We start from the raw sequence: 23,424 nt of genomic DNA, 5'->3' as shown, positions 1-23,424 counted from the left end.
ACGGATCGACGATGGTGCCGGGCGGTCAGTCGCGCTTGAGTTCGGCCTCCGCCGCCGCCAGTGCGGCGAACTCCTCCTCCGGGGCCGCCGCGACCAGCCGGTGGCGGCTGTAGAAGGCGAAGTAGGCGAGCGCCACCGCGTACACACCGAGCGCGATGAACGCCGCGTCCCGGTCCACCAGGAAGGTCGCCACCAGCGCCGAGCATGCCAGGACGAAGGCGACAGCCGAGGTGCGCGCGCCGCCGGGAGTCCGGTAGGGCCGGGCCAGTTCCGGCTCGCGGCGGCGCAGCACGATGTGGGAGAGGGCCATGAGCGCGTAGCTGATGGTGGCGCCGAAGACGGCGACGTTGAGCATCCGGCCGCCGTTGCCGCTCCAGGCGGCCAGCGTGAAGCCGATGACGCCGGGGATGAGCAGGCCGAGGTACGGGGACTTGCGGCGGTTGGTGAGCGAGAGGAAGCGCGGCAGGTAGCCGGCCCGGGAGAGGGCGAAGAGCTGGCGGGAGCCGGCGAAGATGAGCGAGAAGAAGGAGGCCACCAGGCCGGCGAGGCCCGCGTAGTTGACGAAGCGGCTGAGGACGGTCGGCTCGCCGCTGCCCTGGAGGGCGACCACGAGCGGATTTCCGGCCTCCTTGATGGCGTCGGCGCCTTGGGCTCCGGTGGCGGAGACGAAGGTGATGAGCGCCAGGAAGACCAGCACGGCGAGCGAGATGGCCAGCGCCTTCGGCATCGAGCGGACCGGGTCCTTGGCCTCCTCGGCGGCGAGCGGTACGCCCTCCACGCCGAGGAAGAACCACATGCCGAACGGGAACGCGGCCCAGATGCCGAGGAGTCCGTACGGCAGCCAGGAGTTGGAGCCGAAGGCGCTCGGGTCGGCCGGGATGTCGTTGAGGCGGCCCGCGTCGAACTCGGTGAACGCGCCGACGGCGAAGATCAGCAGTGCGGCCACCGCGATGGCGGTCACGACCAGGCTGAAGCGGAGCGCCTCGCCGACGCCCCAGAGGTGGATGGAGATGAAGATCGCGAAGCAGGCGAGGTAGACCGGCCAGCCGGAGGTCAGTCCGAACAGGCCGAGCGATTCGACGTAGTCGCCGATGAAGAGGGAGATGGCGGCGGGCGCGAGGATGTACTCGATGAGGATGGCCGTGCCGGTGAGGAAGCCGCCCCAGGTGCCGAGCGCGCGCCGGGCGAAGCCGTAACCGCCGCCCGCCGTCGGCAGGATGGCGGAGAGTTCGGCCAGCGCGAAGACCAGACAGGCGTACATGACGCCCATCAGGACCATGGCGACCGCGAGCCCGCCGAAGCCGCCTTTGGAGAGGCCGATGTTCCAGCCGGAGAAGTCGCCGGAGACGACGTAGGCGACGCCGAGCCCGGTGAGCAGCAGCCAGCCGGCGCTTCCTCGCCTCAGGGTCCGGCGGTGCAGGTACGCGGCCGAGCCGGACGCACCGGGGCTTCCGGATTCGGGTGGTCCGGCGGGTGTTTCGGTTCCCTCAGCCATGAGGCGCTCCTGACGTCGGTCGACTTCATCGGTGGCACTGCGTCGATCAAAGGTTCGTCGGCACACCTTTGTGGAACGTCGGCGCGGATGGCAAGGGGGCTGCGTTAAAGAGTGGTTACGGATCGGCTCCCGAAGCGGGCCGGCGGCTCAGGCCAGGAAGCCGCGCAGCAGCGCCGCCGTACCGGCGCAGTGTTCGCGCATCATCTCGCGGGCCGCCTCAGCGTCCCGGTCGAGCACCGCCTCGACGACGGCCGCGTGCTGCTGCTGGGAGTGCTCCAGGTTGCGGACCAGGAGCGGGATGCAGTCCAGGAGTTCGTTGAGGGTGGCGCGTACGGAGGCGTACCGCTCGGCGAGCGAGCGGGAGCCGGAGAGTTCGGCGAGGGTGAGGTGGAGCAGGGTGTCCTGGCGGCGGTAGTCCTCCAGCCGGGCGCCCTGGGTGGCCTCCAGGGCCGACCGCAGCCGGCCGGCGCCGTCGGCCGCGAGTCCGTCGGCGCAGAGCCCGGCGGCCCCGGTCTCCAGCACCTCGCGGAAGCGCAGGGTGTCCTCCACGTCGACGGCGGCCACCCGGCGCAGGAGTTCGTCGCTGCCGTCGGCGGCGTTCGTCCGCGGCAGGACGAACGTGCCGCCGTAGCGGCCGCGCCGGCTCTCCACCACGCCCTGGTCCTGGAGGACCTTGAGCACCTCGCGCAGGGTCACCCGGCTGACGCCGAGGTGCTGGGCGAGTTCGCGTTCGGCGGGGAGGCGGTCGCCGGGCGGGACGAGGCCGAGGCGGAGCAGTTGCAGGACCTGTTCCAGGGTCTCCTCGAAACCGTTGCCCGTGCGGACCGGGCGCAGGACGGAGGCCAGCGGCCCGGAGCCCTCCCCGCCCGTCACCTCCTCGCCCACGGCCTCCGGAGCGCCCTCGTCCGCCGCCGACCGGGTGCCGTCGGTTCTCCTTCTGGTGACCACGCGCCGATCCCCTTCCCAAGCAATGGTTCTCTGTCATACCTTAAGCCTCCCGGTTCACCCAAGGAGGAATCCCGTGGCAGACCGCACACCCCCGCTCACCGTCGACGAGCTCCGCTCACGCGTCGCGGACGGGTCGACAGACACTGTGGTGCTGGCCTTCCCGGACATGCAGGGCCGGCTCCAGGGAAAGCGATTCGCGGCCGGGTTCTTCCTCGACGAGGTGCTGGAGCACGGTACCGAGGGCTGCAATTACCTGCTGGCCGTGGACACCGAGATGCGGACCGTCGACGGTTACGCGATGTCGTCGTGGGAGAACGGCTACGGCGACTTCGGCATGGTCCCCGACCCCGCCACGCTCCGCCCGGTCCCCTGGCACGACGGCACCGCGCTCCTCATCGCCGACCTCGCCTGGCACGACGGCAGCCCGGTGGTGGCCGCACCGCGCCAGATCCTGCGCCGCCAGCTGGACCGGCTGGAGGCGCTCGGCTACACGGCGCAGGTCGGCACCGAGCTGGAGTTCATCGTCTTCCGGGACAGTTACGAGGAGGCCTGGGACCGCGACTACCGCGGGCTGACCCCGGCCAACCAGTACAACATCGACTACTCCATCCTCGGCACCGGCCGCATCGAGCCGCTGCTGCGCCGCATCCGCAACGAGATGCAGCAGGCCGGGCTGACCGTCGAATCGGCCAAAGGCGAGTGCAATCCCGGCCAGCACGAGATCGTCTTCCGCTACGACGAGGCGCTGACCACCTGCGACCAGCACGCCGTCTACAAGACCGGCGCCAAGGAGATCGCCGCCCAGGAAGGCGTCTCGCTGACCTTCATGGCCAAGTACGACGAGCGCGAGGGCAACTCGTGCCACATCCACCTCTCGCTCACCGACGGGAACGGCGAGAACGTGATGGCCGGCGACGGGCCGGACGGCATGTCCGAGCTGATGCGCCACTTCCTGGCCGGCCAGCTCGCCGCTCTGCGCGACTTCTCGCTTCTCTACGCGCCGAACATCAACTCCTACAAGCGCTTCCAGCCCGGCTCCTTCGCGCCCACCGCCGTGGCCTGGGGCGTCGACAACCGCACCTGCGCTCTGCGGGTCGTCGGCCACGGCCGCTCGATGCGCTTCGAGAACCGGCTGCCCGGCGGTGACGTCAATCCGCACCTCGCCGTCGCCGGACTGGTCGCCGCCGGTCTGTACGGGGTCGAGCACCGGCTGCCGTTGCCGGAGGCGTGTACGGGCAACGCCTACACCGGCGCGTACGACCAGGTGCCGACGACCCTGCGCGAGGCGGCCGAGCTGTGGGAGGCCAGCCCCATCGCGAAGGAGGCGTTCGGCGAGGAGGTCGTCGCGCACTACCTGAACATGGCGAAGGTCGAACTCGCCGCCTACGACTCCGCGGTGACCGACTGGGAGCTGCGCCGCTCCTTCGAACGCCTCTGACCACCACCAGCTCCCTTGATCGAGGTCCGTACGTGTCACAGCACCCCGCAGCGTCCGCACTGGACGTCCTGAACCCGGCGACCGCCGAGGTCATCGCCACCGTGCCCGCCGCCTCTCCCGCCGATGTGGACGCGGCCGTGGTCCGTGCCACCGCCGCACAGCGCCCGTGGGCCGCCGCAGCGCCCGCCGACCGGGCCAGGCTGCTGCGCCGCTTCGCCGCAGTTGTCGACGAACACACCGAGGAACTGGCCCAGTTGGAGGTCCGCGAGGCCGGACACACCATCGGCAACGCCCGCTGGGAGGCGGGCAATGTCCGCGACCTCCTGGACTACAGCGCGGGCGGCGCGGAGCGGCTGCTCGGCCGGCAGATCCCGGTGGCGGGCGGCATCGACTTCACGATCCTGGAGCCGCTCGGCGTCATCGGTGTCATCGCGCCCTGGAACTTCCCGATGCCCATCGCCGCCTGGGGTCTGGCCCCGGCGCTCGCCGCGGGCAACGCGGTCCTCCTCAAGCCCGCCGAGACGACCCCGCTGACCGCTCTGCGACTGGCCGAACTCGCCCTGGAGGCAGGCCTTCCCGAAGGACTGTTCCAGGTTCTGCCCGGCGAGGGCCCGGTGGCCGGGAGCGCCTTGGTGGACCATCCGGGCGTCGCGAAGATCGTGTTCACCGGCTCGACGCGGACCGGCAAGCACATCATGACGCGGTGCGCGGAGCGCGTGAAGCGCCTCACACTCGAACTCGGCGGCAAGAGCCCGAACATCGTCTTCGCCGACGCCGACGTGGAGGCGGCGGCGGCCGCCACTCCGATGTCGTTCCTCGACAACGCGGGCCAGGACTGCTGTGCCCGCACGCGGATCCTGGTCGAACGGCCGGTGTACGAGCGGTTCCTGGAGCTGCTCGTGCCGGCCGTCGAGGCTGTGGTGGTGGGCGATCCGGCGGACGAGAAGACGCAGATGGGCCCGCTGATCTCGGCGCTCCAGCTGGACCGGGTGCGGGGCTTCACCGACGGTGTCCGGGAAGCCGACGGCGTACGGGCCATCCTCGGCAACGCGCCGGAAGGGCCCGGGTTCTGGTATCCGCCGACCGTGTTCGCCGGGGTCGCGGCCGACGCTCCGGTGGCCGTCGAGGAGGTCTTCGGGCCGGTCGCGGTGGTCCTGCCGTTCGACGGTGAGGAGGAGGCTCTGCGCCTGGCGAACGCCACCGACTACGGGCTGGCCGGATCTGTCTGGTCCCGGGACATCGGGCGGGCACTGCGCGTCGGCCAGGGCCTGCGGGCAGGCAACCTCTCCGTCAACTCGCACTCCAGCGTGCGCTATTCGACGCCTTTCGGCGGCTACAAGCAGTCGGGGCTGGGCCGTGAGCTCGGGCCCGACGCCTTGGCCGCCTTCACCGAAACCAAGAACATCTTCATCAGCACGGAGGCCTGAGCACCATGACCGACACTTCTCCTGTCTGCCGCCGCCTGGTCGGCCGCACCGCCGTCGTCACCGGAGCCGGCAGCGGCATCGGTCTGGCCACCGTGCGGCGGCTGGCCGCCGAGGGCGCCCAGGTCGTCTGCGCCGATGTGGACGAGGCGAGCGGCAAGGCGGCCGCCGAGGAGGCGGGCGGGCTCTTCGTCCGTACCGACGTCACCGACGCCGAGCAGGTCGAGGCGCTCTTCAAGGCGGCGTTCGACACCTACGGTTCGGTCGACATCGCGTTCAACAACGCCGGCATCTCGCCGCCCGACGACGACTCGATCCTGGAGACCGGCCTGGAGGCCTGGCGCCGGGTGCAGGAGACCAATCTGACCTCGGTCTTCCTGTGCTGCAAGGCCGCCATCCCGTACATGCGCGCCCAGGGCCGCGGCTCGATCATCAACACGGCGTCGTTCGTGGCCCGGATGGGGGCGGCGACCTCGCAGATCTCGTACACCGCGTCCAAGGGCGGAGTGCTGGCGATGTCGCGTGAGCTGGGCGTGCAGTTCGCGCGGGACGGCATCCGCGTCAACGCGCTCTGCCCGGGGCCGGTGAACACACCGCTGCTCCAGGAGCTGTTCGCCAAGGACCCGGAGCGGGCCGCGCGGCGGCTGGTGCACATCCCGGTCGGCCGGTTCGCCGAGCCGGCCGAGATCGCCGCGGCCGTGGCGTTCCTGGCGAGCGACGACTCCTCGTTCGTCAACGCGACGGACTTCCTGGTGGACGGCGGGATCGCCGGAGCGTACGTCACACCGGTCTGAGCCGGTACGCGCAGGGGGCGCGCTACTCCGTCCCCTGCGCCAACGCTCCCCGCAGCCGCTGCGAGCGGAGCACCAGCAGCATTTCGAAGCGCTGGTCGGGGTCGTCGATCGCGTCGCCCCACAGCTCGCGGATCTGGCGCAGCCGGTAGCGCGCCGTCTGCGGGTGGATGCCGAGCCGCTGGGCCACCTCGGGCGCGCCGCCGGGCGTCTCGATCCAGGCGAGGAGGGTCTCGGCCAGCCGCTTCGCCGCGGTCGGGCCGAGGCCGTCCAGCGGCGCGAGGCAGCGGCGGGCGGCGGCGTCGATCAGCTCCCGGGACGGCAGGAGCACCAGCTCCTCCGTGCGCTCGGTGCAGTGCAGCACCTCGCCCTGCGGCAGCAGGTTCTTCTTGATCAGCTGGACGGCGGTCTCGGCCCACCGGAGCGAGGTCGCGGCGGCGGCCAGCGGCACCGGCGGGCCGATCGCGCCGGACCAGCCGGCGGTGGCCCGGCGCAAGGTGTCCGCCCGGCCCGCGGTCTCCGGGTCGGGGATGACGATGCGCGGCTGCTCGCTCTCCGTCTCCAGCAGGATCCCTTGTCCCACCGCCGGAGCCACGGCCTCGCGGGCCGGGCGCATCAGCACGCCCACCGCGATGGTCTCCGGCAGCTCCCAGCCGATCCGGGCGGCCCGCTCGGCGAGCGTGCGGGCCGAGTCGCCGCGGGGCTCCATCAGGAGCAGGTCGATGAGCTGGCGCTGGAGGCGCAGCCGCTCACTGGCGCGGCGGGCCGCCGCCTCGGCGTAGCCCAGGACCGACTGTTCCACGAGGCCGTCCAGATACTCGAATCCCGATTCGGCCAGCTCGTACATGGCGGGCGCGGCGATGTCGACCTGCTGGCCGATCTCGGCGAACCGGCGCCAGGTGAGGCGGACCCCGAGCCGGTAGACGGCCTGGAGCGAGTCGAGGGTGCGGCCGTGCAGTCCCTCGCCCCGGCCGAACTCCTGGAACACCTCCGGCGGCACGCGCGGGTCGGCGGCGCCGGAGGCGAGGTGGCGTACGAAGCCCTCGATGGCGCGGCGGATGCCGACCAGGGCCATCGGCTCGCCGGACTCGTCCTCGACGAGCTGGAGGTACGGGTAGTCCTGCCGGATCTCGGTGAGGATCTTCTGGGCGATCTCCGGCGCCTCGGCCAGGGCGATGGAGGCGAACCGCTCCACCTTCGACCGGGGCACCTCCTGCCAGGCGCGAGGCGTCACGAGCCCGCCGGTGCGGTGTCGTAACTGATCAAGGGTGTGTTCGGCTGCTCGGGTGTGGCGTCGAGCAGGGCCACGATGCCGAAGGCGGCACCGAAGGCGAGCGCTGCGGCCACCAGGGTGGTGGCAGCGGCGGCGATGAGTCTGCGCATGATCGGGTCAGCTCCTTGCTTGGAGTCGATCCCTGCTCCGTATGGCCGGGCCCCTCCGGCTGGCACACAGTGTCGGCAGTCCATTGACATGCCGTCAAGGGCTTGCTTACTGTTCACGCCAATCAAGGGCTGACCGGCCCGGGGCCCGTGCACCTCCCGCGAAGAGATTCGACCCAGGAGTGCCCGGATGCGCCGCAATGCTTCACCTCTGTCACTGTTTCTGCTGGGTGCAGGGGTCTTTCTGCTCGTACTCGCGCCCCTGCTCGTCTGGTATGTCCAGCCGCAGGCGAAGCGCACCCCTATAGATATCGATACGACTACGGTCTTCACCGGGACCGGCAGCTACTTCGACACCTCGAAGGTCGAGACGGTCGAGGGCAAGGAGATCACGATCACCCGCCAGGTGCGCGGGGACGTGGCCGACAGCGTCAAGAGCGGCAACGCCGTGTGGGACGTCTCCACCTCCGTCGACCACAGCGAGACCCTGCCCGCATCGGACCCACGCGACGCCCTGCAGTGGACGATGGAGCGCTGGGTGACCGACCGGTACACCAATGAGCCGGTGCACTGCTGCGAGGAGACGCCGACCTTCGACGGGGAGGCTTATCTGAAGTTCCCGTTCGATGTCGAAAGACGCGCTTACCGCTGGTGGGACGGCACGCTCGGCGGCGTCGTCCGGCTCGACTACGCCGGTACGAAGAAGGTGCAGGGGTACGAGGGGTACCTGTTCAAGGGCACGGTCGAGCCGACCCGGACCGGCGTGCGCCAGGTGCCCGGCGTGCTCGTCGGCAAGCCTCGTACGCCGCAGATCCTCGCCGAGGAGTGGTACTCCAACAGTGGCATCGAACTGGTCGTGGACCGGCGGACCGGGCGCATCATGAACGCGGCGATCGGCCCGAAGAAGACGCTGCGCGCGCCGGGCTCGAAGAAGGACGCCGTCACGCTGCTGGAGAGCGAGCGGGTCGAGTTCACCAAGGAGACCCAGCTCAAGCAGGTCGAGCTGGCCTCGGCGGACAGCGACCGGCTGGCGCTGCTCGGCGGGACCGCGCCGGCCGGAGCGGTCGGACTGGGTCTCGTGCTCGCGGCTGTGGGCATCGTGCTCGTCATCCGGGGCCGTCGGACGGAGCCGGAAGGCCCGAATACTCACATGATGACGAACTCGCCCACCTGAGTTACCGGCAAGTTGTCGCATCGGTGAGTAGCCCGGGGGCGTAGCCGTACCGAAAACTGTCTATCCCCACCACTGCACGGCCCCCGGTCTCTCATCCCTTGTTCGCGCGCCCCACAGCCGCGTTCCTCTGTCCCGTACCCGAAACCGTTCGTCCCGCTCCCGTAGTGCCCCAGCCCCTCCCTTTTCGTCCCCGTCCTTCCTCTCCGTCCCTTCTCCGTACTTCTCAAGCCCCGCCCCGAGTCCCCCGCCCCCCGAGCCGAGTTGGAGCACCCATGCCCCAGCACGTTCCTCCCCCGCTGCTTCCCGCAGCCGCGCCGCAGGGTCAGGGCCCGGTCTCCCCCAGGATTCCCGCCTCCCCGAGACGCATCGTCTTCCTCGCCCACCGCGACCTGGGCAACCCGGCCGCGGGCGGCTCCGAGCTGCTCATCGACCAGCTCGCCCTCGGCCTCACCGAACGGGGTCACGACGTCACCCTCCTGTGCGGCGGACAGGCCGCGCGCCGGCCCTACCGGGTCGTCTCCGCCGGATCGCAGCTGGGGCACTACCTCGGCGCGCGCTCCGCGTTCGCCCGGCAGGTCGGCAGCTGCGACCTGCTGATCGAGGTCTGCAACGGCATGCCGTACCTGGCGCCGCTGTGGCACCGCGGCCCGACCGTGTGCCTGGTCAACCACGTCCACACCGATCTGTGGGACATGCGATTCCCGGCGCCGGTGGCCCGCGCCGGGCGTCAGCTCGAACACTGGGCGCTCTCCCGGGCCTACCGGGACCATCTGATGATCGCCGTCTCGCCGTCCACCGCGGGCGCCTTGCGTGAGCTGGGCGTTCCGGACGAGCGGATCCGGCTGGTGAACAACGGCGTCCAGGATCCGCTGCCGCAGAGCGAACGGTCCGCGACACCGCTCTTCCTGGCGCTCGGCCGGCTGGTCGACTACAAGCGCATCGATCTGCTGCTCCAGCTCTGGGAGCGGGTCCGGCCGGTCACCGGCGGCCGGCTCGTGATCGTCGGCGACGGTCCCGAGCGGGAGAAGCTGGAGAAGCTCGCCGGCCCGGATGTGGACTTCGCCGGGCATGTGTCCGAGGCGGAGAAGCACCGGCTGCTCTGCGCGTCCTGGATGCTGCTGCATCCGGCGGCGGTGGAGGGGTGGGGGCTGGTCGTCACGGAGGCCGGGACCCGGTCGACGCCGACGCTCGGCTTCGACGTGCCCGGGCTGCGCGACTCCGTCGAGGACGGCGTCACCGGCATCCTCGCGCGCGGCGAGTCGTCCTTCGCCGCGGCCTGGTGCGCGCTGGCGCTGGACGAGGAGCGCCGCGAGGCGATGGGCAAGGCCGCGCGTGAGCGGGCCGCCGCCTACCGGTGGAGCAGCAGCGTGACCCAGCTGGAGGCCGTGGCCGCCGAGGCGATCAGCGGTACGGGGTCCTGGCCGACGGGTGCCCGCTCGTGAAAGACCCGTCCTTCCGCCGCTCCGCCGTCCTGTTCCGGGCCTTCCTCCGCGAGGCGGAGGACCCGGAGACCGTCTACACCCTGCTGGCCAGGGACGCGGCGGACCAGGTCGAACGGCACATGCCGCTGAACGGGAAGGTCGTCGCCGACATCGGCGGCGGCAACGGCTACTTCACCCGGGAGTTCCGGCGGCGCGGCGCGCAGAGCTACCTCTTCGAGCCGGACCGCGGGGAGCTGGGTGACCAGCGGTCGCGGGGGCCGCGGGACACCGTCGTCGCCGACGGCTATCTGCTGCCTCTGGCGGACGGGGCGGCCGATGTCGCCTTCTCCTCCAACGTGCTGGAGCACGTCGCGGATCCGCACACCTTTCTCAGCGAGATGGCGCGCGTCACCCGCCCCGGCGGGCTGATCTACGTCTCGTTCACCAACTGGTACTCGCCGTGGGGCGGCCACGAGTGGGCCCCCTGGCACTACGCCGGCGCCGAGCGCGCCCGCGCCCGTTACGAGCGGCGCACGGGCCATCCGGCCAAGCACCGCCTCGGCGAGAACCTCTTCAGGATCGGCGTCGGCCCGACGCTGCGCCATGTGCGGGGCCGCACCGACGTGGACATCGTGTCCGCCCGGTCGCGGTACTGGCCGGTCCTGCCCGAACTTGTTACCCGGGTGCCCGGACTGCGGGAATTCGCCACCTGGAACCTCCTTCTCATTCTCCGGCGGTGTTCATGACCAGCGCAGTCCACCTCCCACCCCACCAGACCCCGGACGGCGGCGATCCACCGCCTGCCAGACCGGTCGACGACGAGGCGCCCCGTTCGCGGCGCTGGCTGCTGGGGTTCTGGGCCGTGGTGTTCGCGGCGTTCCTCGCGGTGTCGCCGGGACGCATGACGTTCGACACCAAGCTCGGCGTCGTCGTGGATCCCGGACGGTTCCTCGGCGACCTGGGCGAGCTGTGGCACAGCCGCTCCGGCTTCGGCGGGATCACCGACCAGTACATCGGCTACCTGGTGCCGATGCTGCCGTACTACGGCCTGGCCGACCTGCTGCGGGTGCCGACCTGGCTGGCGGAGCGGCTCTGGCTCTCGCTGATCGTGGCGACCGCCTTCTGGGGTGTGCTCCGGCTGGCGGAGCGGCTGCGCGTGGGCTCCTCGGCCACCCGGCTGCTCGGCGCCGTCGTGTATGCGCTCTGGCCGACGTACACCATCGTGGTCGGCTCGACCTCGGCCGCCGCCCTGCCCGGCGCGCTGCTGCCGTGGGTGCTGCTGCCGCTGACGAACCCGCGCCTCGCGCCGCGGATCGCCGCGGCCCGCTCCGCGCTGCTGATCCCGCTGATGGGCGGCGTGAACGCGGCGTCCACGCTGGCCTCGCTGCTGCCGGTCGGCCTCTACCTGCTCACCCGGCCCGCCGGTCCGCGCAAGCGGGCGCTGCTGCTGTGGTGGATCCCGGGCGTGATCCTGGCGACCTTCTGGTGGATCGTTCCGCTGCTGCTGCTCGGCACCTTCGGTGAGAACTTCATGCCGTACGTGGAGTCCTCGTACACCACCACGACGACCATGTCGGCGGTCGAGCTGCTGCGCGGCGCCGGCAACTGGGTCGGCTATCTGAACTTCGGCGAGGCCTGGCTGCCCGCCGGCTGGACCGTCGCCACCGCGACCGTCACCATCCTGGGCTCGGCGCTCGCCGCCGCCCTGGGCCTGGCCGGTCTGGCCCGGCGCAATCTGCCGGAGCGCCGCTGGCTGGTGCTGACCGTGCTGTCCGTCGCGCTCGTCACGCTCGCCGGGTACGGCGGTGCGCTGGGCGGCCTCTTCCACGGGACCGTGCAGGAGTGGCTGGACACCTGGCTGGTGCCGTTCCGGAACATCTACAAGTTCCAGACCGGTCTGGCCCTCGCTCTGGCGCTCGGCCTGGCGCACATCGCCGCCGTGGCCGCGCTGTGGTCCGGCCGCGACGAGCGGGTGCCGGTGCGGGCGCGCCGGCTGGCTCCGGTGATCGCCGCCGTCCTCGTGCTGCCGGGTCTGGCCTGGCCGTACGTCAACGGGTCGATCCTGCAACCGGGTTCGTTCAAGGAGATCCCGGACCACTGGTCGAAGGCCGCGGGCTGGCTGAAGGACAACTCGCCTGACGACCGGGCCCTCGTGGTGCCGGCCACCGCGCACGGCATCTATACCTGGGGCTCGACCATCGACCAGCCGCTCGACGTGCTGGCCGACACGCCGTACGCCCAGCGCGACTACGTCCCGTTCGGCACGCCGGGCAACCGGCGGGCGATGGACGCGGTCGAGCAGGCGCTGACCTCCGGCGGCCAGGTGCCCGGGCTGAGCGAGTACCTGAACCGGGCCGGACTGCACTACGTCGTGGTCCGCAACGACCTCGACCCGGACCAGCTGGGTTACGTCCCGACCACCACGGTCAAGCGCACGCTGGAGGCCTCCGGATACAAGAGGGTCACCGGCTTCGGGCCCGTCATGACCGGTGGCCGCATAGCCGACGGCACGCCGGTGCAGATCGAGGGCCTCTTCCCGCGCCAGGAGGCGGTGGAGATCTACGAGCCGCCGACCGGCACCGAGCGTCCCGGGCGGGCGACCATCGCTCCCGTCTCCGCGACCGCCGTCGTCAGCGGCGGCCCGGAGTCCCTGCTGCCGCTCTCGGCGAGCGGCGCCCTGGAGGGCCGGCCGGCCGTGCTCGCCGGTGACGCCCACCCGGGCGTGGGCAAGCCGTCGCTCTACGCGGCGGGCGACGGACTGCGCCGGGCCGACACCCGGTTCGGCCTGGTCAACACCAATACGTCGCACACCTATACGGCCGACGAGCGGAACGCGCCGGAGTCGGAGCAGGACCCGGGCGCCTCGCCGCGCCAGATCCTGCCGACCGAAGGCGAGGAGCACCAGACCACGGCGGTGCTGCGCGGCGCGAAGTCGGTGAGCGCGTCGTCCATCGGCAACTGGCTGTTCCATCTGCCGCAGTACGACCCGGCCAACGCCTTCGACGGCAACCCGGACACCGCCTGGGCGGAGGGCTCGGCCGCCTCGCCGAAGGACGAGTGGGTACGGATCGACTTCTCCGGTACGCAGGAGATCCCGGCCTCGCTGCAGCTCACCCCGCTGCCGAGCAACGGTGTGCGGGCGGCGGCCACGGAGGTGCGGGTCGAGACGGACCGCGGCTCCAAGGACAGCCCGGTCCGCCCCGACGGCTCGCCGCAGGAGGTGGCCGCGCCCGCCGGGCCGGCCTCGTGGCTGAAGGTGACGATCCTCAAGTCCCAGCAGGGGCGGCCGGGTCTCACCGGCGCCGGGTTCACCGACATCGCCATCCCCGGCGTGCAGGTGACCCGGATGCTGGAGCTGCCGTCCGACGCTCCGCGTGAGGGGGCCGACGCGTCGGTCTACTCGCTGAAGCGCGGCAGCGACCCGGGCGGGCTCTCGGCGGTGGCCGCCGAGACCGGACTGCACCGCCAGTTCACGGCCGGCCAGGCCGGTCCGTACAAGGTCGCCGCGAGCGCGGTGCCCGTTCCGGGCGAGGCGCTGGACAAACTGCTGTTCGACCTGACGGGCGAGCGCGAGAAGATCCTGGTGAGCGCCGACTCAACGGCGCGTCTGGGCACCAACCTCAGCGCCCGCAACCTGACGGACGGCGACCTCACCACCGCGTGGATCGCCGGCGACCGTCCCGTACTCCGTCTGTCCTGGCCGGCGAAGACCCAGGTCGGCGAGATCGTGTTCGCGGCGGCCGGCGGGATCTCCACCCGGCCCGAGCAGGTGCAGATCAGCTCGCCGGACGGCACGGCGGTGGCGGCGGTGGACGAGAACGGCATGGCCCGTTTCTCGCCGATCACCACCGACAGGATGGACATCACCATCTCGCGCACGGCACCGCTCACCGTCCACAACCCGTTCGCCGGCGACCAGTTGCAGCTGCCGGTCGGGCTGAGCGAGGTCTACATCCCGGCGCTGGACGCGTTCCGTTCGCCGCAGCCCGCCCCGGAGAAGAAGTTCAGCCTGCCCTGCGGTCAGGGGCCGGTCCTCTCCATCGGCGGCACGCTCATGGAGACCAGGGCCGAGGGCCGGGTCAGGGACCTGACCCAGCGCCGTCCCATCGCGGTCTCGCTCTGCGCCGAGCGGTCCGAGGTGGAGCTCGGCGCGTCGACCCACACCGTGGAGGCCGGTGACGCCGGTCCGCTCGCCATCACCGATGTCACGCTCTCCACGGGCGGGACGAAGGCTCCGGCGGCCACGGCCCGGACGGTCGACGTGAAGCAGAGCGACGGTGACCGCCGCACGCTGACGGTCGGTGCCGGCGAGGCCTCGTACCTCCAGCTCCACGAGAACCACAACGAGGGCTGGAAGGCCACGCTCAACGGCAAGGAGCTGACGCCGCTGCGGATCGACGGCTGGCAGCAGGCCTGGCTGGTCCCCGAAGGTGAGGGCGGCACGGTCACGATGGAGTACGAGCCCGCGCTGCTCTACCGGGCCGGGCTGATCGGGGCCGGGGTGCTGTTCCTGGTCCTGGTGGCGCTGGCCCTCTTCCGGCGCAAGGGCTCCGGCCCGTCGAAGGGCGCCGACGAGGGTGCGTACGAGGGTGTGGAGCAGCCGGTGCCGCCGGCTCCCGGGCTGATCCTGGGCACGGTGGCGCTGACCCTGGTCGGCATCGTGATCGCCGGACCGGTCGCTCTGGTGGTGCCCGTGCTCGCCGTACTGGCCCACCTCCGCCCGTCGTTGCTGGCACCGGTCGCCTTCGCGTCGATGGCGGCGGCCGGAGTGGTCGTGGCCCTCTCCACCGGCGAGTACACCGCCGTCGGGAAGGGAGCCTTCGGCCCGACGGCTCAACTCCTCGCGCTGATCGCTCTGTTCGCCGCACTCGTCACGGTCGGGTCCGCCCCGGTCCGCGGCAGGCGACGGGCCGGCCGGTCCACCGAGCCGGCGGTGGCGGCCGATGGAGGCGATGGTCCGGCGACGGTCCCGCAGCAGGCGGTGCCGCCGTCCGGCCGGACCCTCTCCGCCGACGCCAAGCGGCCGCACACCGATCCGCCCGCGCGCGGTCCGGGCGGCCCGACGGCTCCGCCCGGCAGTGGAGGAACCAGCGGATGACCGCCACGCACCCCGCCCGGCCGTTCGCGGCCGGGCGGCTGCCCCGCATTCCGTTCCCCGTCGTGGACGAGGTGGACAGGCACTGCGCGCAGGAGGCCGAGCCCAGCACCGTACACATCGAGGTGCGGCTGCCCGGCCGGCTCGATGAGGACCGGCTGCGTGCCGCGTTCGCCGCGTCGCTGGCCCGGCATCCACGGGCGCTGATGCGGGAGCGGCCGCGCTCCGCGTTCGCCCGGCGGTACGAGTGGGAGCTGACGGACGGCCCGGACCGGGACCCGGTCAGCTTCCCGCCGGCCGCGCCCGGGGCGCTCGACCGGGTGCGGGCGGCGTCGCTCGCCGCCGCTCCGCCGCTCACCGTCTCTCCTCCGCTGCGGGTCACCGTGGTGGAGGAGCCGGACCGGGAGGGGTGTGCGCTGGTGCTGACCGTGCACCACACCGCACTCGACGGGCCCGCCTGTCTGCGGCTGGCGGCCACCGCCGCCGAGATCTACAGCGGCCGGTCCACTCCCCCGCCGACAGCTCCGGCCCGCCCGGCGCCCGCACCGGAGCCCCAGCGCTCCCGGCCCGCCGCTCTCGCGCGGCCGGCCCGGGTGGTGGCGGGCACGCCGGGCACGGTGCCGGGCAACGCGCAGCTGCTGGTCGAACTCCCGGTGCCACGGCGGGAGTCCGGCGCGCCCTACACGGTGAACGACCAGCTGATGGTGGCCACCGCTCTGACGGTGGCCGAGTGGAACCGTGCGCACGGCGCGGCCGAACGGCCGCTGCGGATCACCATGCCGGTCGACGACCGCACCCGGGGTCCGGAGATGCCGATCGGCAACGGCACCCGGCTGGTCGAGGTCGGCTTCGACGCGGCGGAGGTGGCGTCCGGCACGGACATCCCCGCGCTGCTGCGCCTCACCGCCGAGCGCACCCGCGCGTTGAAGGCGCAGCCGCGTCCTCAACTGGGCCGTTCGGTATCGCTGTTGACCACGCCGCTGCTGCCGGTCGCCGCGCGTGCGGCGTACACCCGGGGGCTGCGGGTGCTGGCGGGGCCGTGGACCTCGACGACGCTGCTGAGCAACATCGGCCGCATTCCGTACCCGTTGGACTTCGGCGACGCGGGAAAGGCCACCGCCGTGTGGTTCTCCGCGCCCGCCCGGATGCCGAGAGGGCTCACGTTCACCACCGCGTCCACCGACGGGCGGCTGCATCTGGCCCTGCGCTGGTCGCGGACCCTGCTGGGTGACGAGGACGGCGAGGCGCTGCTCGGCCTGTTCACCCGTCATCTGGCCGCGACATCCTCGGAGACCGTATGACCGACACCGTCTCTCCCTCTCCCGGGCTGCGGGACTTCTACGAGAACCCGGCCGTCCCCGTCGCGTCCGGCGACGGGCGCAGCCGGCGTCAGGCGCGGCTGCTGGCCGACGCGCTGCGCGGACGGACCGGTCAGGTCATCGTGGACGTCGGATGCGGTGACGGGACGGCCGCCGCCACCGCCGCGCCGATCCTCACCGGCCACCGGCTGATCGGCGTCGACTGGTCGCAGGACGCGCTGCGCCGGGCCCGCACCCGGATGGGTTCGGTGGTCCGGGGCGAGCTGGAGCACGGCGGGCTGCCGCTCGCCGACGGGTGCGCGGACGCGGTGCTCTTCAGCGAGATCCTGGAGCACCTGGTCGACCCGGACCAGGCGCTGGACGAGCTGCGGCGGGTCCTGAAGCCCGGCGGCCATCTGATGCTGTCCACGCCGAACCTGGCCGCCTGGTACAACCGGGCGCTGCTGCTGGCCGGGGTGCAGCCGGTGTTCTCCGAGGTGAGCCTGCGCGGGATCCACGGCCGGCCGGGCTCGGAGGTGGTGGGCCATCTGCGGCTCTACACCGCCCGCGCGCTGCGCTCCTTCCTGACGGCGTCCGGCTTCGAGGACGTGAAGATCACCGGCGCTCCTTTCCACGGGGTGCCGCGTCCGCTGCGGCTGGTGGACAAGGCGGCGTGCGCGGTGCCGGGCGCGGCGTCCATCCTGCTGGCCCACGCGCGGCGGCGATAGCGCGATGTGGTGGGGTGTGGGGGCCGCGCTGGTGGCCAACCTGCTGTACAGCGTCGGGTTCGTGGTGGAGAAGCGGGCCCTGGGCAATCTGCCCGCGCTCTCCGCCGGCCAGCCGCTGCGCGTGATCCTCGTCCTGCTGACCAGCCCGCTGTGGATCCTGGGCGGGCTGTCGCTGGCGGCCGGGTTCGCGGCGCAGCTGATCGTCTACCGCGCGCTGCCGATCGCGGCGGCGCAGGGCATCTTCGTCTCCGGCCTGGTGCTGCTGCTCCTGCTCTCCTCGACCGTCCTCGGCGAGGAGTCGACCGGACGCGAACGCTATGCGCTCGGCGGTGTCCTGGTGGCGCTGCTGATGGTCGTCGCCTCGGTACGCGAGGGCGAGGACACGGTGAGTTCCGGCGCCCCGTGGATGCTGGTGCTCCTGGTCTGCGTCCCGGCGCTGGCGGCGGGCGTCTGGCTCTACGTACGGGTGGAGAGCCGGGCGAACAAGCGCCACCGGGTGCCGACCAGCGGCATCGGCTACGGAGTGGCGGTCGGGCTGCTGTACGGCGTCAGCTCGCTGGCGGTGAAGGGCACCTCCAGCCGGCTGACCACGACCGACCTCGGCGAGGCGGCCCATTCACTGTTCGGCTCGCCGTACCCGTACCTCCTGCTCTTCACCGCCGTGGCCGGTCTCGTGATGTCCCAGACGGCGCTCCAGCGCTGCCGGGCCTCGCTGATCGTGCCCGTCTGCACCACGGTGACCTGTCTGTTCACCGCGGTCCTCGGGACGCTCGCCTTCGGCGAGTCCCTGCCCGACGATCCGCTGCTGCTGACCCTGCGGCTGGCCGGCACCGCGCTGGCCCTCACCGTCCTGCTCGCCATGCCCCGCCACGACCCTCCTCCGGCGGCGGCCCCGTCCTGACCCTCCATCCAGCCACGACCCGTCTCCTCCGTCCCCCACCCCTGTAACCGAGGGAGCCTCATGAACGCCGACGACCCGCTGCTTGCCATCCTGGCCTGCCCGCTCGACAAGGGCCCGCTCGCCCTGCTGACCGACGAGGAGGCGCTGTACAACCCGCGGCTGCGCCTGAGCTATCCCATCCTCGACGGCATCCCGCAGCTGCTGCCCTCCTCGGGCCGCAAGGTGGAGGCCGACGCGCACGAGAGATACCTCGCGCACCTGAAGGCCTCGGCCGCGTGACCACGTTCGCCGCGGCGGTGGCGTCCCGGCTGCCCACGGGTCTGGTCGGCGCCGCCGCCGTCGCCCTCTATCCGCGCTTCGAGCCGGAGCTGCGCCGGCTCGCCGACTTCTGCCCGCGCGGCACGGTCGCCGTGGACATCGGCGGCTGGTACGGGCCCTGGTCGCGCCGGCTCGCCCGGCGGTGCGCCCAGGTCGTCACCGTGGAGCCCGTACCGCACCTGGCCGGCCATCTGCGCCGTACGCTGCCGTCGAACGTCCGGGTGGTGCAGGGCGCGGCGACGGACCGCGCCGGCTCCACAGTGCGGCTCTGGCTGCCGGAAGGCGACGACGGCGACCGCGGCGTCTCCTCGCTGGAGCGCCGGGACATCCACGCGCACAGCGTCGAGGTGGAGTCGCTCACCATCGACAGCCTGGAGCTGCACGGCGTCGGCTTCGTGAAGATGGACGTCGACGGCGCGGAGGTGGCCGCTCTGCGCGGCGCGGTGGAGCTGCTGCGACGGGACCGTCCGGCGCTCCTCGTCGAGCTGGAGAGCCGCCTCGGCCCGATCGCTCCGGCGGTCGACCTGCTCACCGGCCAGGGCTACGCGGGGTGGATCCTGACCGGGCGGCGGTGGATGCCGCTGGCCGGTTTCGACCTGCCGGCCCACCAGGCGCGGACGGAACACCTGGTCCACCAGGGCCTGGCGCGCCGGGCGTTGGTGCCGCACCGCACCCGGTACATCAACTCGGTCCTGTTCCTTCCGGAGGGCCGGGCGCCGGGCTTCACGACGGCCTGAGCCGATCTGTCGGCGCGGCCTGCGCTGACCGGGAGGTTGCGGGGCAGGTGAGGGAAGAGCCGGGTTGGCCGTCCTCGTCCGGGGCGGCCGCGCGGCGAACCACCGAGACCGCCGCATACGTGCGCGGCGGCCGACCCCGAGGAGTTCCACCGTGATCGAGAGCGCAGACATCCGCGAGTGGCGTACGCGTGACGTCGTCGACCCCGACGGGCGCCGGATCGGCTCCCTGGAGTCCGTGTACGTCGACACCGGGACGGACCAGCCCGCGTTCGCCACCGTGCTGACGGGCCTGCCGACCCGCCACCGGCTGGTCTTCGTCCCGCTGGCGGAGGCCGTCGTCGGCCCGGACTACCTGAAGGTCGCGCACGCCAAGGCCAAGGTGAAGGACGGCCCGTCGATCGGCACGGACGACGTCCTGCCCGCCGAGGACGAGCCGGCGCTCTTCGCCTACTTCGGCCTGCCGTACCTGCCTCCGGCCGACGGTGTCCGCGTGCTGGCCCGCCGCTGATCACCTCTCGTCATGCGGATAACGTATTCCGCATGACGGATGACTGGCAGACCGCTGAGACGCGGACCGACCTGCGGCACGCCCGTGCGCTGGACCCGATCGACGCCTCGACAGACCGCTTCCTCCGGACCGTCGAGGCGCTCACGGAGGCCGACGCGGCCGGCCCCACCTTGATCCCGCCGTGGACGCGCGGCCATGTCATCACCCATGTGGCCCGGGCCGCCGACAGCCTCTGCCGGCTGCTGACCTGGGCCCGTACCAGCGTGGAGACCCCGCAGTACGCGAGCATGGACGCCCGCGCGGCGGAGATCGAGGCCGGCGCCGGCCGCCCGGTCGCGGAGCTGCTGAACGACACCGCCGAGAGCGCCGCACGCTTCGACGAGGCCGTACGGTCGCTGCCGCCGGCCGCCTGGGAGCAGCACGTCCGTATGCGTACCGGAGAGCTGCGCACGCCCGCCGAGCTGGTGCCGACGCGGCTGCGGGAGCTCGAAGTGCACCACGCCGACCTGGCCGCCGGATACACCTTCGCCGACGTTCCGCCCGAGGCCGCCCGCTGGATCATCCACGACATCGTCACGGCCCAGCGTCGGCGCTCCGGCGTGCCGCCGCTGCGCATCGAGGCGACCGACACCGGCCTCGTCCACGAACTCGGGAGCGGCGGTCCGACCGTCGGCGGGCCGCAGGCCGACCTCCTCGGCTGGCTGACCGGCCGGACCGGCGGCTCGGGCCTGACCTCGTCGGACGGCGGTACGGTGCCTACCGCCCCGTACTGGATCTGACGGCCGGCCATCCCTCTTACGGGCTCGGCGCTCGCCTCTCTCCGCAGGTCATCTAGGGTGTCGGCGTGAGAGTGCTGCTGGTCGAGGACGACGCCGACCTCCGGTTCGCAGTGGCCGCCGCGCTGCGGGCCGCCGGGCTCGCGGTCGACGAGGCCGTCGATCTGCCACAGGCCGACGAGGCGCTGTTCGTCACCGCGTACGACTGCGCGGTCTTCGACCGGATGCTGCCCTCGGGCGACGCCGCCGACCATGTGGAAGGGCTCCGGCGGGACGGACGGGCCGTTCCGGTGCTGTTCCTCACCGCCCGGGACACCGTCGCCGACCGGGTGGAGGGGTTCGCGCGCGGCGGTGACGACTATCTGGTCAAGCCGTTCGCCGTGCCGGAGCTGGTCGCCCGGGTGCGCAGCCTGTGCCGCCGCGCTCCGGCGGTGAGCCCGCCGGTGCTGCGCGTCGGAGACGTGGAGATCGACACCGCTCGGCGCCAGGTGCACCGTGCGGGCGTCCTGCTGACCTTCACCCGCCGCGAGTTCGCGGTCCTGGAGGTGCTGGCCACCCGCGCCGACCAGGCGGTCGGCCGGTCGGAGCTGATCGAGCGGTGCTGGGACGAGATGGCGGAGCCGCAGTCCAACGTCCTGGAGGTGCTGGTCTCGCAGCTGCGGCGGAAGCTCGGCGGGCCGCCGATCCTCCACACCGTACGAGGCGTCGGCTACCGCCTGTCCGACGAGCCCGCCCGGTGAAGGTCCCGCCGCGCTTCAGGCGCTCCTCCCGCGCGCTCACGCCGACCGCCCGCGTACGGAGACTGCGCCGGCGCATCACCGTGCTGTTCGCGCTGACCAGCGCGGCGGGTCTGGTCGCGATGGCCGTCCTGGCGGTGCGCAGCGACGGCGTGCGCGGGCGCGAACAGCTGGACCAGGCCATGAGCGCCGACACCAACTGGGCGCTGGGCCTGCTGGAGACCGACGAGGACGGCCGGCTGGACACCGAGGTGCTGCTCGACAACGCCGGAACCGCGTGCCCGCCGCTCTTCCTGTTCTCGGCTGCGGACAGTCTCTTGGCTCCGGACGGCCTCCCGGCTCCGGACGGCCCCGGCGAGCTGGTCGTCGAGCACGCGCCGGACCGGCCGTGTCTCACCGTCTCCGCCGCCTCCGTACGGCGGGCCGCCGAGGCCGCCGTACGGGCCGATGCACCACGGTCCCGGGACGCGCGGACGGCGGACGGTGAGCCGGTACGACTGTTCGCGCTGCCCTTCTATCCGCCGGACGCGGAGGAGGACGCGGCGCCGCAAGGAGCCCTGGTCACCGTGGCCGACGCCTCGGCACAGCAGGCGGACCACCGGCGGCTGGTCCGGGTGGTGACCGGCGGCTGTGCCGTGCTGGTCCTCCTCTCGGCCGGGGTCGGGCATCTGCTCTCGGGCCGCGCGGTCCGGCCGGCTCTGGAGGCGCTGGAGCGGCAGGAGTCGTTCCTGGCCGACGCCGCGCACGACCTGCGGACCCCGGCGGCCTCGCTGCGGACGCTCGCCGAGACCGCGCTGCGCGGCGAGACGGACAGCACCGATGTGCACCGGCGCACACTCCGGCTCGCGGAAGGCATGGGCACGCTGGTCGACGGGCTGCTGACCCGGGCCCGGCTGATGTCGGGAACGGCCGTGCCGGCGGTGGAGCCGTTGCGGCTGGACCAGTTGGTGGAGGCCGTCGTGGAGGACGCGGCGGACGAAGGCCGGCAGGTGGCGGTGCGGTTGGAGCGGGCCGTGGTGGTGGTCGCCGACCCCGATCTCGTACGCCGTGCAGTGGCCAATCTGGTCGGCAACGCGCTGGTCCACGGCCACCTGCCCGGTGCGCCGGCCGAGGTGGAGGTGACCGTCGGCGGCGAGGGGACCGTCACGGTGGAGGACGCGGGGCCCGGTCTTCCGCCGGAGGTGGCGGGCGCGCTCTTCGACCGGTTCCGCAGCGGCTCCGGCTCGACCGGGCTCGGCCTGTCGATCGCCTCCTGGGTCGCCCACGCGCACGGCGGCAGCCTCACGGCGGAGACCGGGCGGCGCGGCGGGGCCCGGTTCACGCTGCGCCTGCCGCCGGAGGGCCCGGCCACCGGCGGCTGACCGTACAGCGCCTCATCAAAACCTCAGCATCGCTCAGGAATGCTTCAGGCCGGAACCTCACCACCCCTTCCAGGAGCACTCCGTTGAACCGCCGCGCCACCCTCGCCGCCACCGCCTCGGCCCTCCTCGGCACCCTCTCCCTCACCGCCTGCACGAGCGGCGCGGTGCCCGGCACGAACACGGTCCGGCCCGCCGACCCGGCGTCGCGAGCCGACCTCGAACCGTTCTACAGCCAGCGGCTGGAGTGGACCGGCTGCGCGACGGACGGGTACGAGTGCACGCGGCTGACCGTCCCGCTGGACTACGCGCGCCCCGGCAACGGCCGGACGTTCGTGCTCCCGGTGGCGCGCGCCGCCGCGACGGGTCCGGGCCGGCGCATCGGCTCGCTCGTCTACAACCCGGGCGGTCCGGGCGCGGGCGGAGTGAGCTCGCTGGAAGAGGGGATGGACGAGGCGTTCGGCGCGGCGGTGCGGGCCCGCTTCGACATCGTCAGCTTCGACCTGCGCGGAGTCGGCGGCAGCGTTCCGGCCCTCACCTGCGAACCGGCCGAGGAGGAAGCGGAGGAGCCCGAGCCGGAGGAGGAGGACTCCACCACGGAAGAGGCCTTCGACCTCGCCGCGCCCCTGTACCCGCGCACCGAGGCCGACCGCACGGAAGCCGCCTCCGGTGCCCGTACCGCGGCTGCGCGGCCGGATACATGCCGGAGATGAACGTGCTGTGCGCGCTCGGCGACTACAGCACGCAGAGCGACCAGCCGATCATGAAGCACGTCAAGGCGACGATCGCGCCGGCCACCTGAGCGGTGCGCATTCCCGGCCTTCAGGGCACAACACACCAGGCCGGACAGGGTTTCTGAGGAATGCTCATTTACTGGCCGGTAGAGATCTATGCGAC

The 23,424-nt window shown here is 72.5% G+C and carries 21 protein-coding genes; 17 read left to right on the top strand and 4 right to left on the bottom strand.

Translation table 11 applies throughout. The features are described from left to right. Nucleotides 1-25 precede the first annotated feature (25 nt). Nucleotides 26-1,495: an ethanolamine permease gene (eat, locus tag ABZ267_RS26260; RefSeq protein ID WP_356750889.1), complete on the bottom strand. Its 1,470-nt coding sequence runs from the start codon at nucleotides 1,493-1,495 to the stop codon at nucleotides 26-28. A gap of 147 nt (nucleotides 1,496-1,642) precedes the next feature. Then, complete coding sequence (locus tag ABZ267_RS26255) at nucleotides 1,643-2,380, bottom strand: FCD domain-containing protein (protein WP_356751226.1); 738 nt, start codon at nucleotides 2,378-2,380, stop codon at nucleotides 1,643-1,645. A gap of 136 nt (nucleotides 2,381-2,516) precedes the next feature. Here ABZ267_RS26255 and ABZ267_RS26250 point away from each other — a divergent pair, with 136 nt between their 5' ends. Genes ABZ267_RS26250 through ABZ267_RS26240 form a run of 3 tightly spaced genes read left to right on the top strand, consistent with a single transcriptional unit; the run spans nucleotide 2,517 to nucleotide 6,099 of the window. Next, entirely contained in the window at nucleotides 2,517-3,881 is a 1,365-nt protein-coding gene (locus tag ABZ267_RS26250) for a glutamine synthetase family protein (protein ID WP_356750891.1), read from the top strand. 32 nt (nucleotides 3,882-3,913) lie between these two features. Next, the gene (locus tag ABZ267_RS26245; RefSeq protein ID WP_356750893.1) at nucleotides 3,914-5,308 is read left to right on the top strand and encodes an aldehyde dehydrogenase family protein; all 1,395 of its coding nucleotides are present in this window, start codon (nucleotides 3,914-3,916) and stop codon (nucleotides 5,306-5,308) included. Nucleotides 5,309-5,313: 5 nt separating this feature from the next. Then, nucleotides 5,314-6,099, top strand: a complete 786-nt coding sequence (locus ABZ267_RS26240; RefSeq protein WP_356750895.1) for a 3-oxoacyl-ACP reductase — start codon at nucleotides 5,314-5,316, stop codon at nucleotides 6,097-6,099. A gap of 22 nt (nucleotides 6,100-6,121) precedes the next feature. Here the strand turns inward: ABZ267_RS26240 and ABZ267_RS26235 are convergent, their stop codons facing one another. Next, on the bottom strand, nucleotides 6,122-7,330 hold the full coding sequence (locus ABZ267_RS26235; RefSeq protein WP_356750897.1) for a helix-turn-helix domain-containing protein: 1,209 nt from the start codon (nucleotides 7,328-7,330) through the stop codon (nucleotides 6,122-6,124). Then, nucleotides 7,327-7,479, bottom strand: coding sequence for a hypothetical protein (locus ABZ267_RS26230; protein WP_356750899.1), 153 nt, complete (start codon nucleotides 7,477-7,479; stop codon nucleotides 7,327-7,329). Before ABZ267_RS26230 ends, ABZ267_RS26235 begins: the two co-directional genes overlap by 4 nt. 187 nt (nucleotides 7,480-7,666) lie before the next feature. On the opposite strand from ABZ267_RS26230, the gene ABZ267_RS26225 reads away from it, so the two are divergent. From ABZ267_RS26225 to ABZ267_RS26160, 14 genes are all read left to right on the top strand, one after another. Continuing rightward, nucleotides 7,667-8,650, top strand: a complete 984-nt coding sequence (locus ABZ267_RS26225; RefSeq protein ID WP_356750901.1) for a DUF3068 domain-containing protein — start codon at nucleotides 7,667-7,669, stop codon at nucleotides 8,648-8,650. 272 nt (nucleotides 8,651-8,922) lie between these two features. Further along, entirely contained in the window at nucleotides 8,923-10,092 is a 1,170-nt protein-coding gene (locus ABZ267_RS26220) for a glycosyltransferase family 4 protein (protein ID WP_356750903.1), read from the top strand. Beyond that, nucleotides 10,089-10,817, top strand: coding sequence for a class I SAM-dependent methyltransferase (locus ABZ267_RS26215; protein ID WP_356750905.1), 729 nt, complete (start codon nucleotides 10,089-10,091; stop codon nucleotides 10,815-10,817). Before ABZ267_RS26220 ends, ABZ267_RS26215 begins: the two co-directional genes overlap by 4 nt. After that, entirely contained in the window at nucleotides 10,814-15,169 is a 4,356-nt protein-coding gene (locus ABZ267_RS26210) for an alpha-(1->3)-arabinofuranosyltransferase family protein (protein WP_356750907.1), read from the top strand. The genes ABZ267_RS26215 and ABZ267_RS26210 overlap by 4 nt, the downstream gene beginning before the upstream one ends. Further along, the gene (locus ABZ267_RS26205) at nucleotides 15,166-16,467 is read left to right on the top strand and encodes a wax ester/triacylglycerol synthase domain-containing protein (RefSeq protein ID WP_356750909.1); all 1,302 of its coding nucleotides are present in this window, start codon (nucleotides 15,166-15,168) and stop codon (nucleotides 16,465-16,467) included. The genes ABZ267_RS26210 and ABZ267_RS26205 overlap by 4 nt, the downstream gene beginning before the upstream one ends. Further along, nucleotides 16,464-17,192, top strand: coding sequence for a methyltransferase domain-containing protein (locus tag ABZ267_RS26200; RefSeq protein ID WP_356750911.1), 729 nt, complete (start codon nucleotides 16,464-16,466; stop codon nucleotides 17,190-17,192). The genes ABZ267_RS26205 and ABZ267_RS26200 overlap by 4 nt, the downstream gene beginning before the upstream one ends. A gap of 4 nt (nucleotides 17,193-17,196) precedes the next feature. Next, entirely contained in the window at nucleotides 17,197-18,093 is an 897-nt protein-coding gene (locus ABZ267_RS26195) for a hypothetical protein (protein ID WP_356750913.1), read from the top strand. 60 nt (nucleotides 18,094-18,153) lie between these two features. After that, nucleotides 18,154-18,372, top strand: a complete 219-nt coding sequence (locus ABZ267_RS26190) for a Trm112 family protein (protein WP_356750915.1) — start codon at nucleotides 18,154-18,156, stop codon at nucleotides 18,370-18,372. Further along, nucleotides 18,369-19,148: an FkbM family methyltransferase gene (locus ABZ267_RS26185; protein WP_356750917.1), complete on the top strand. Its 780-nt coding sequence runs from the start codon at nucleotides 18,369-18,371 to the stop codon at nucleotides 19,146-19,148. The genes ABZ267_RS26190 and ABZ267_RS26185 overlap by 4 nt, the downstream gene beginning before the upstream one ends. A gap of 151 nt (nucleotides 19,149-19,299) precedes the next feature. After that, nucleotides 19,300-19,656, top strand: a complete 357-nt coding sequence (locus ABZ267_RS26180; RefSeq protein WP_356750919.1) for a PRC-barrel domain-containing protein — start codon at nucleotides 19,300-19,302, stop codon at nucleotides 19,654-19,656. Nucleotides 19,657-19,688: 32 nt separating this feature from the next. Then, complete coding sequence (locus ABZ267_RS26175) at nucleotides 19,689-20,435, top strand: maleylpyruvate isomerase family mycothiol-dependent enzyme (RefSeq protein ID WP_356750921.1); 747 nt, start codon at nucleotides 19,689-19,691, stop codon at nucleotides 20,433-20,435. A 71-nt stretch (nucleotides 20,436-20,506) separates the two neighbouring features. Continuing rightward, the gene (locus ABZ267_RS26170; RefSeq protein ID WP_356751228.1) at nucleotides 20,507-21,172 is read left to right on the top strand and encodes a response regulator transcription factor; all 666 of its coding nucleotides are present in this window, start codon (nucleotides 20,507-20,509) and stop codon (nucleotides 21,170-21,172) included. Further along, nucleotides 21,169-22,530 (top strand): HAMP domain-containing sensor histidine kinase, encoded by a 1,362-nt coding sequence (locus tag ABZ267_RS26165; RefSeq protein ID WP_356750923.1) that lies wholly within the window; start codon nucleotides 21,169-21,171, stop codon nucleotides 22,528-22,530. Before ABZ267_RS26170 ends, ABZ267_RS26165 begins: the two co-directional genes overlap by 4 nt. 83 nt (nucleotides 22,531-22,613) lie before the next feature. Next, a complete protein-coding gene (locus tag ABZ267_RS26160; RefSeq protein WP_356750925.1) occupies nucleotides 22,614-23,240 on the top strand; it encodes a hypothetical protein in 627 nt (208 codons plus the stop codon). The last annotated feature ends 184 nt before the right edge of the window (nucleotides 23,241-23,424 follow it).

Source organism: Streptomyces sp. NPDC006174, assembly GCF_040614075.1.
Lineage (GTDB): Bacteria > Actinomycetota > Actinomycetes > Streptomycetales > Streptomycetaceae > Streptomyces.
This window is presented reverse-complemented; position numbering and strand designations above follow the sequence as displayed.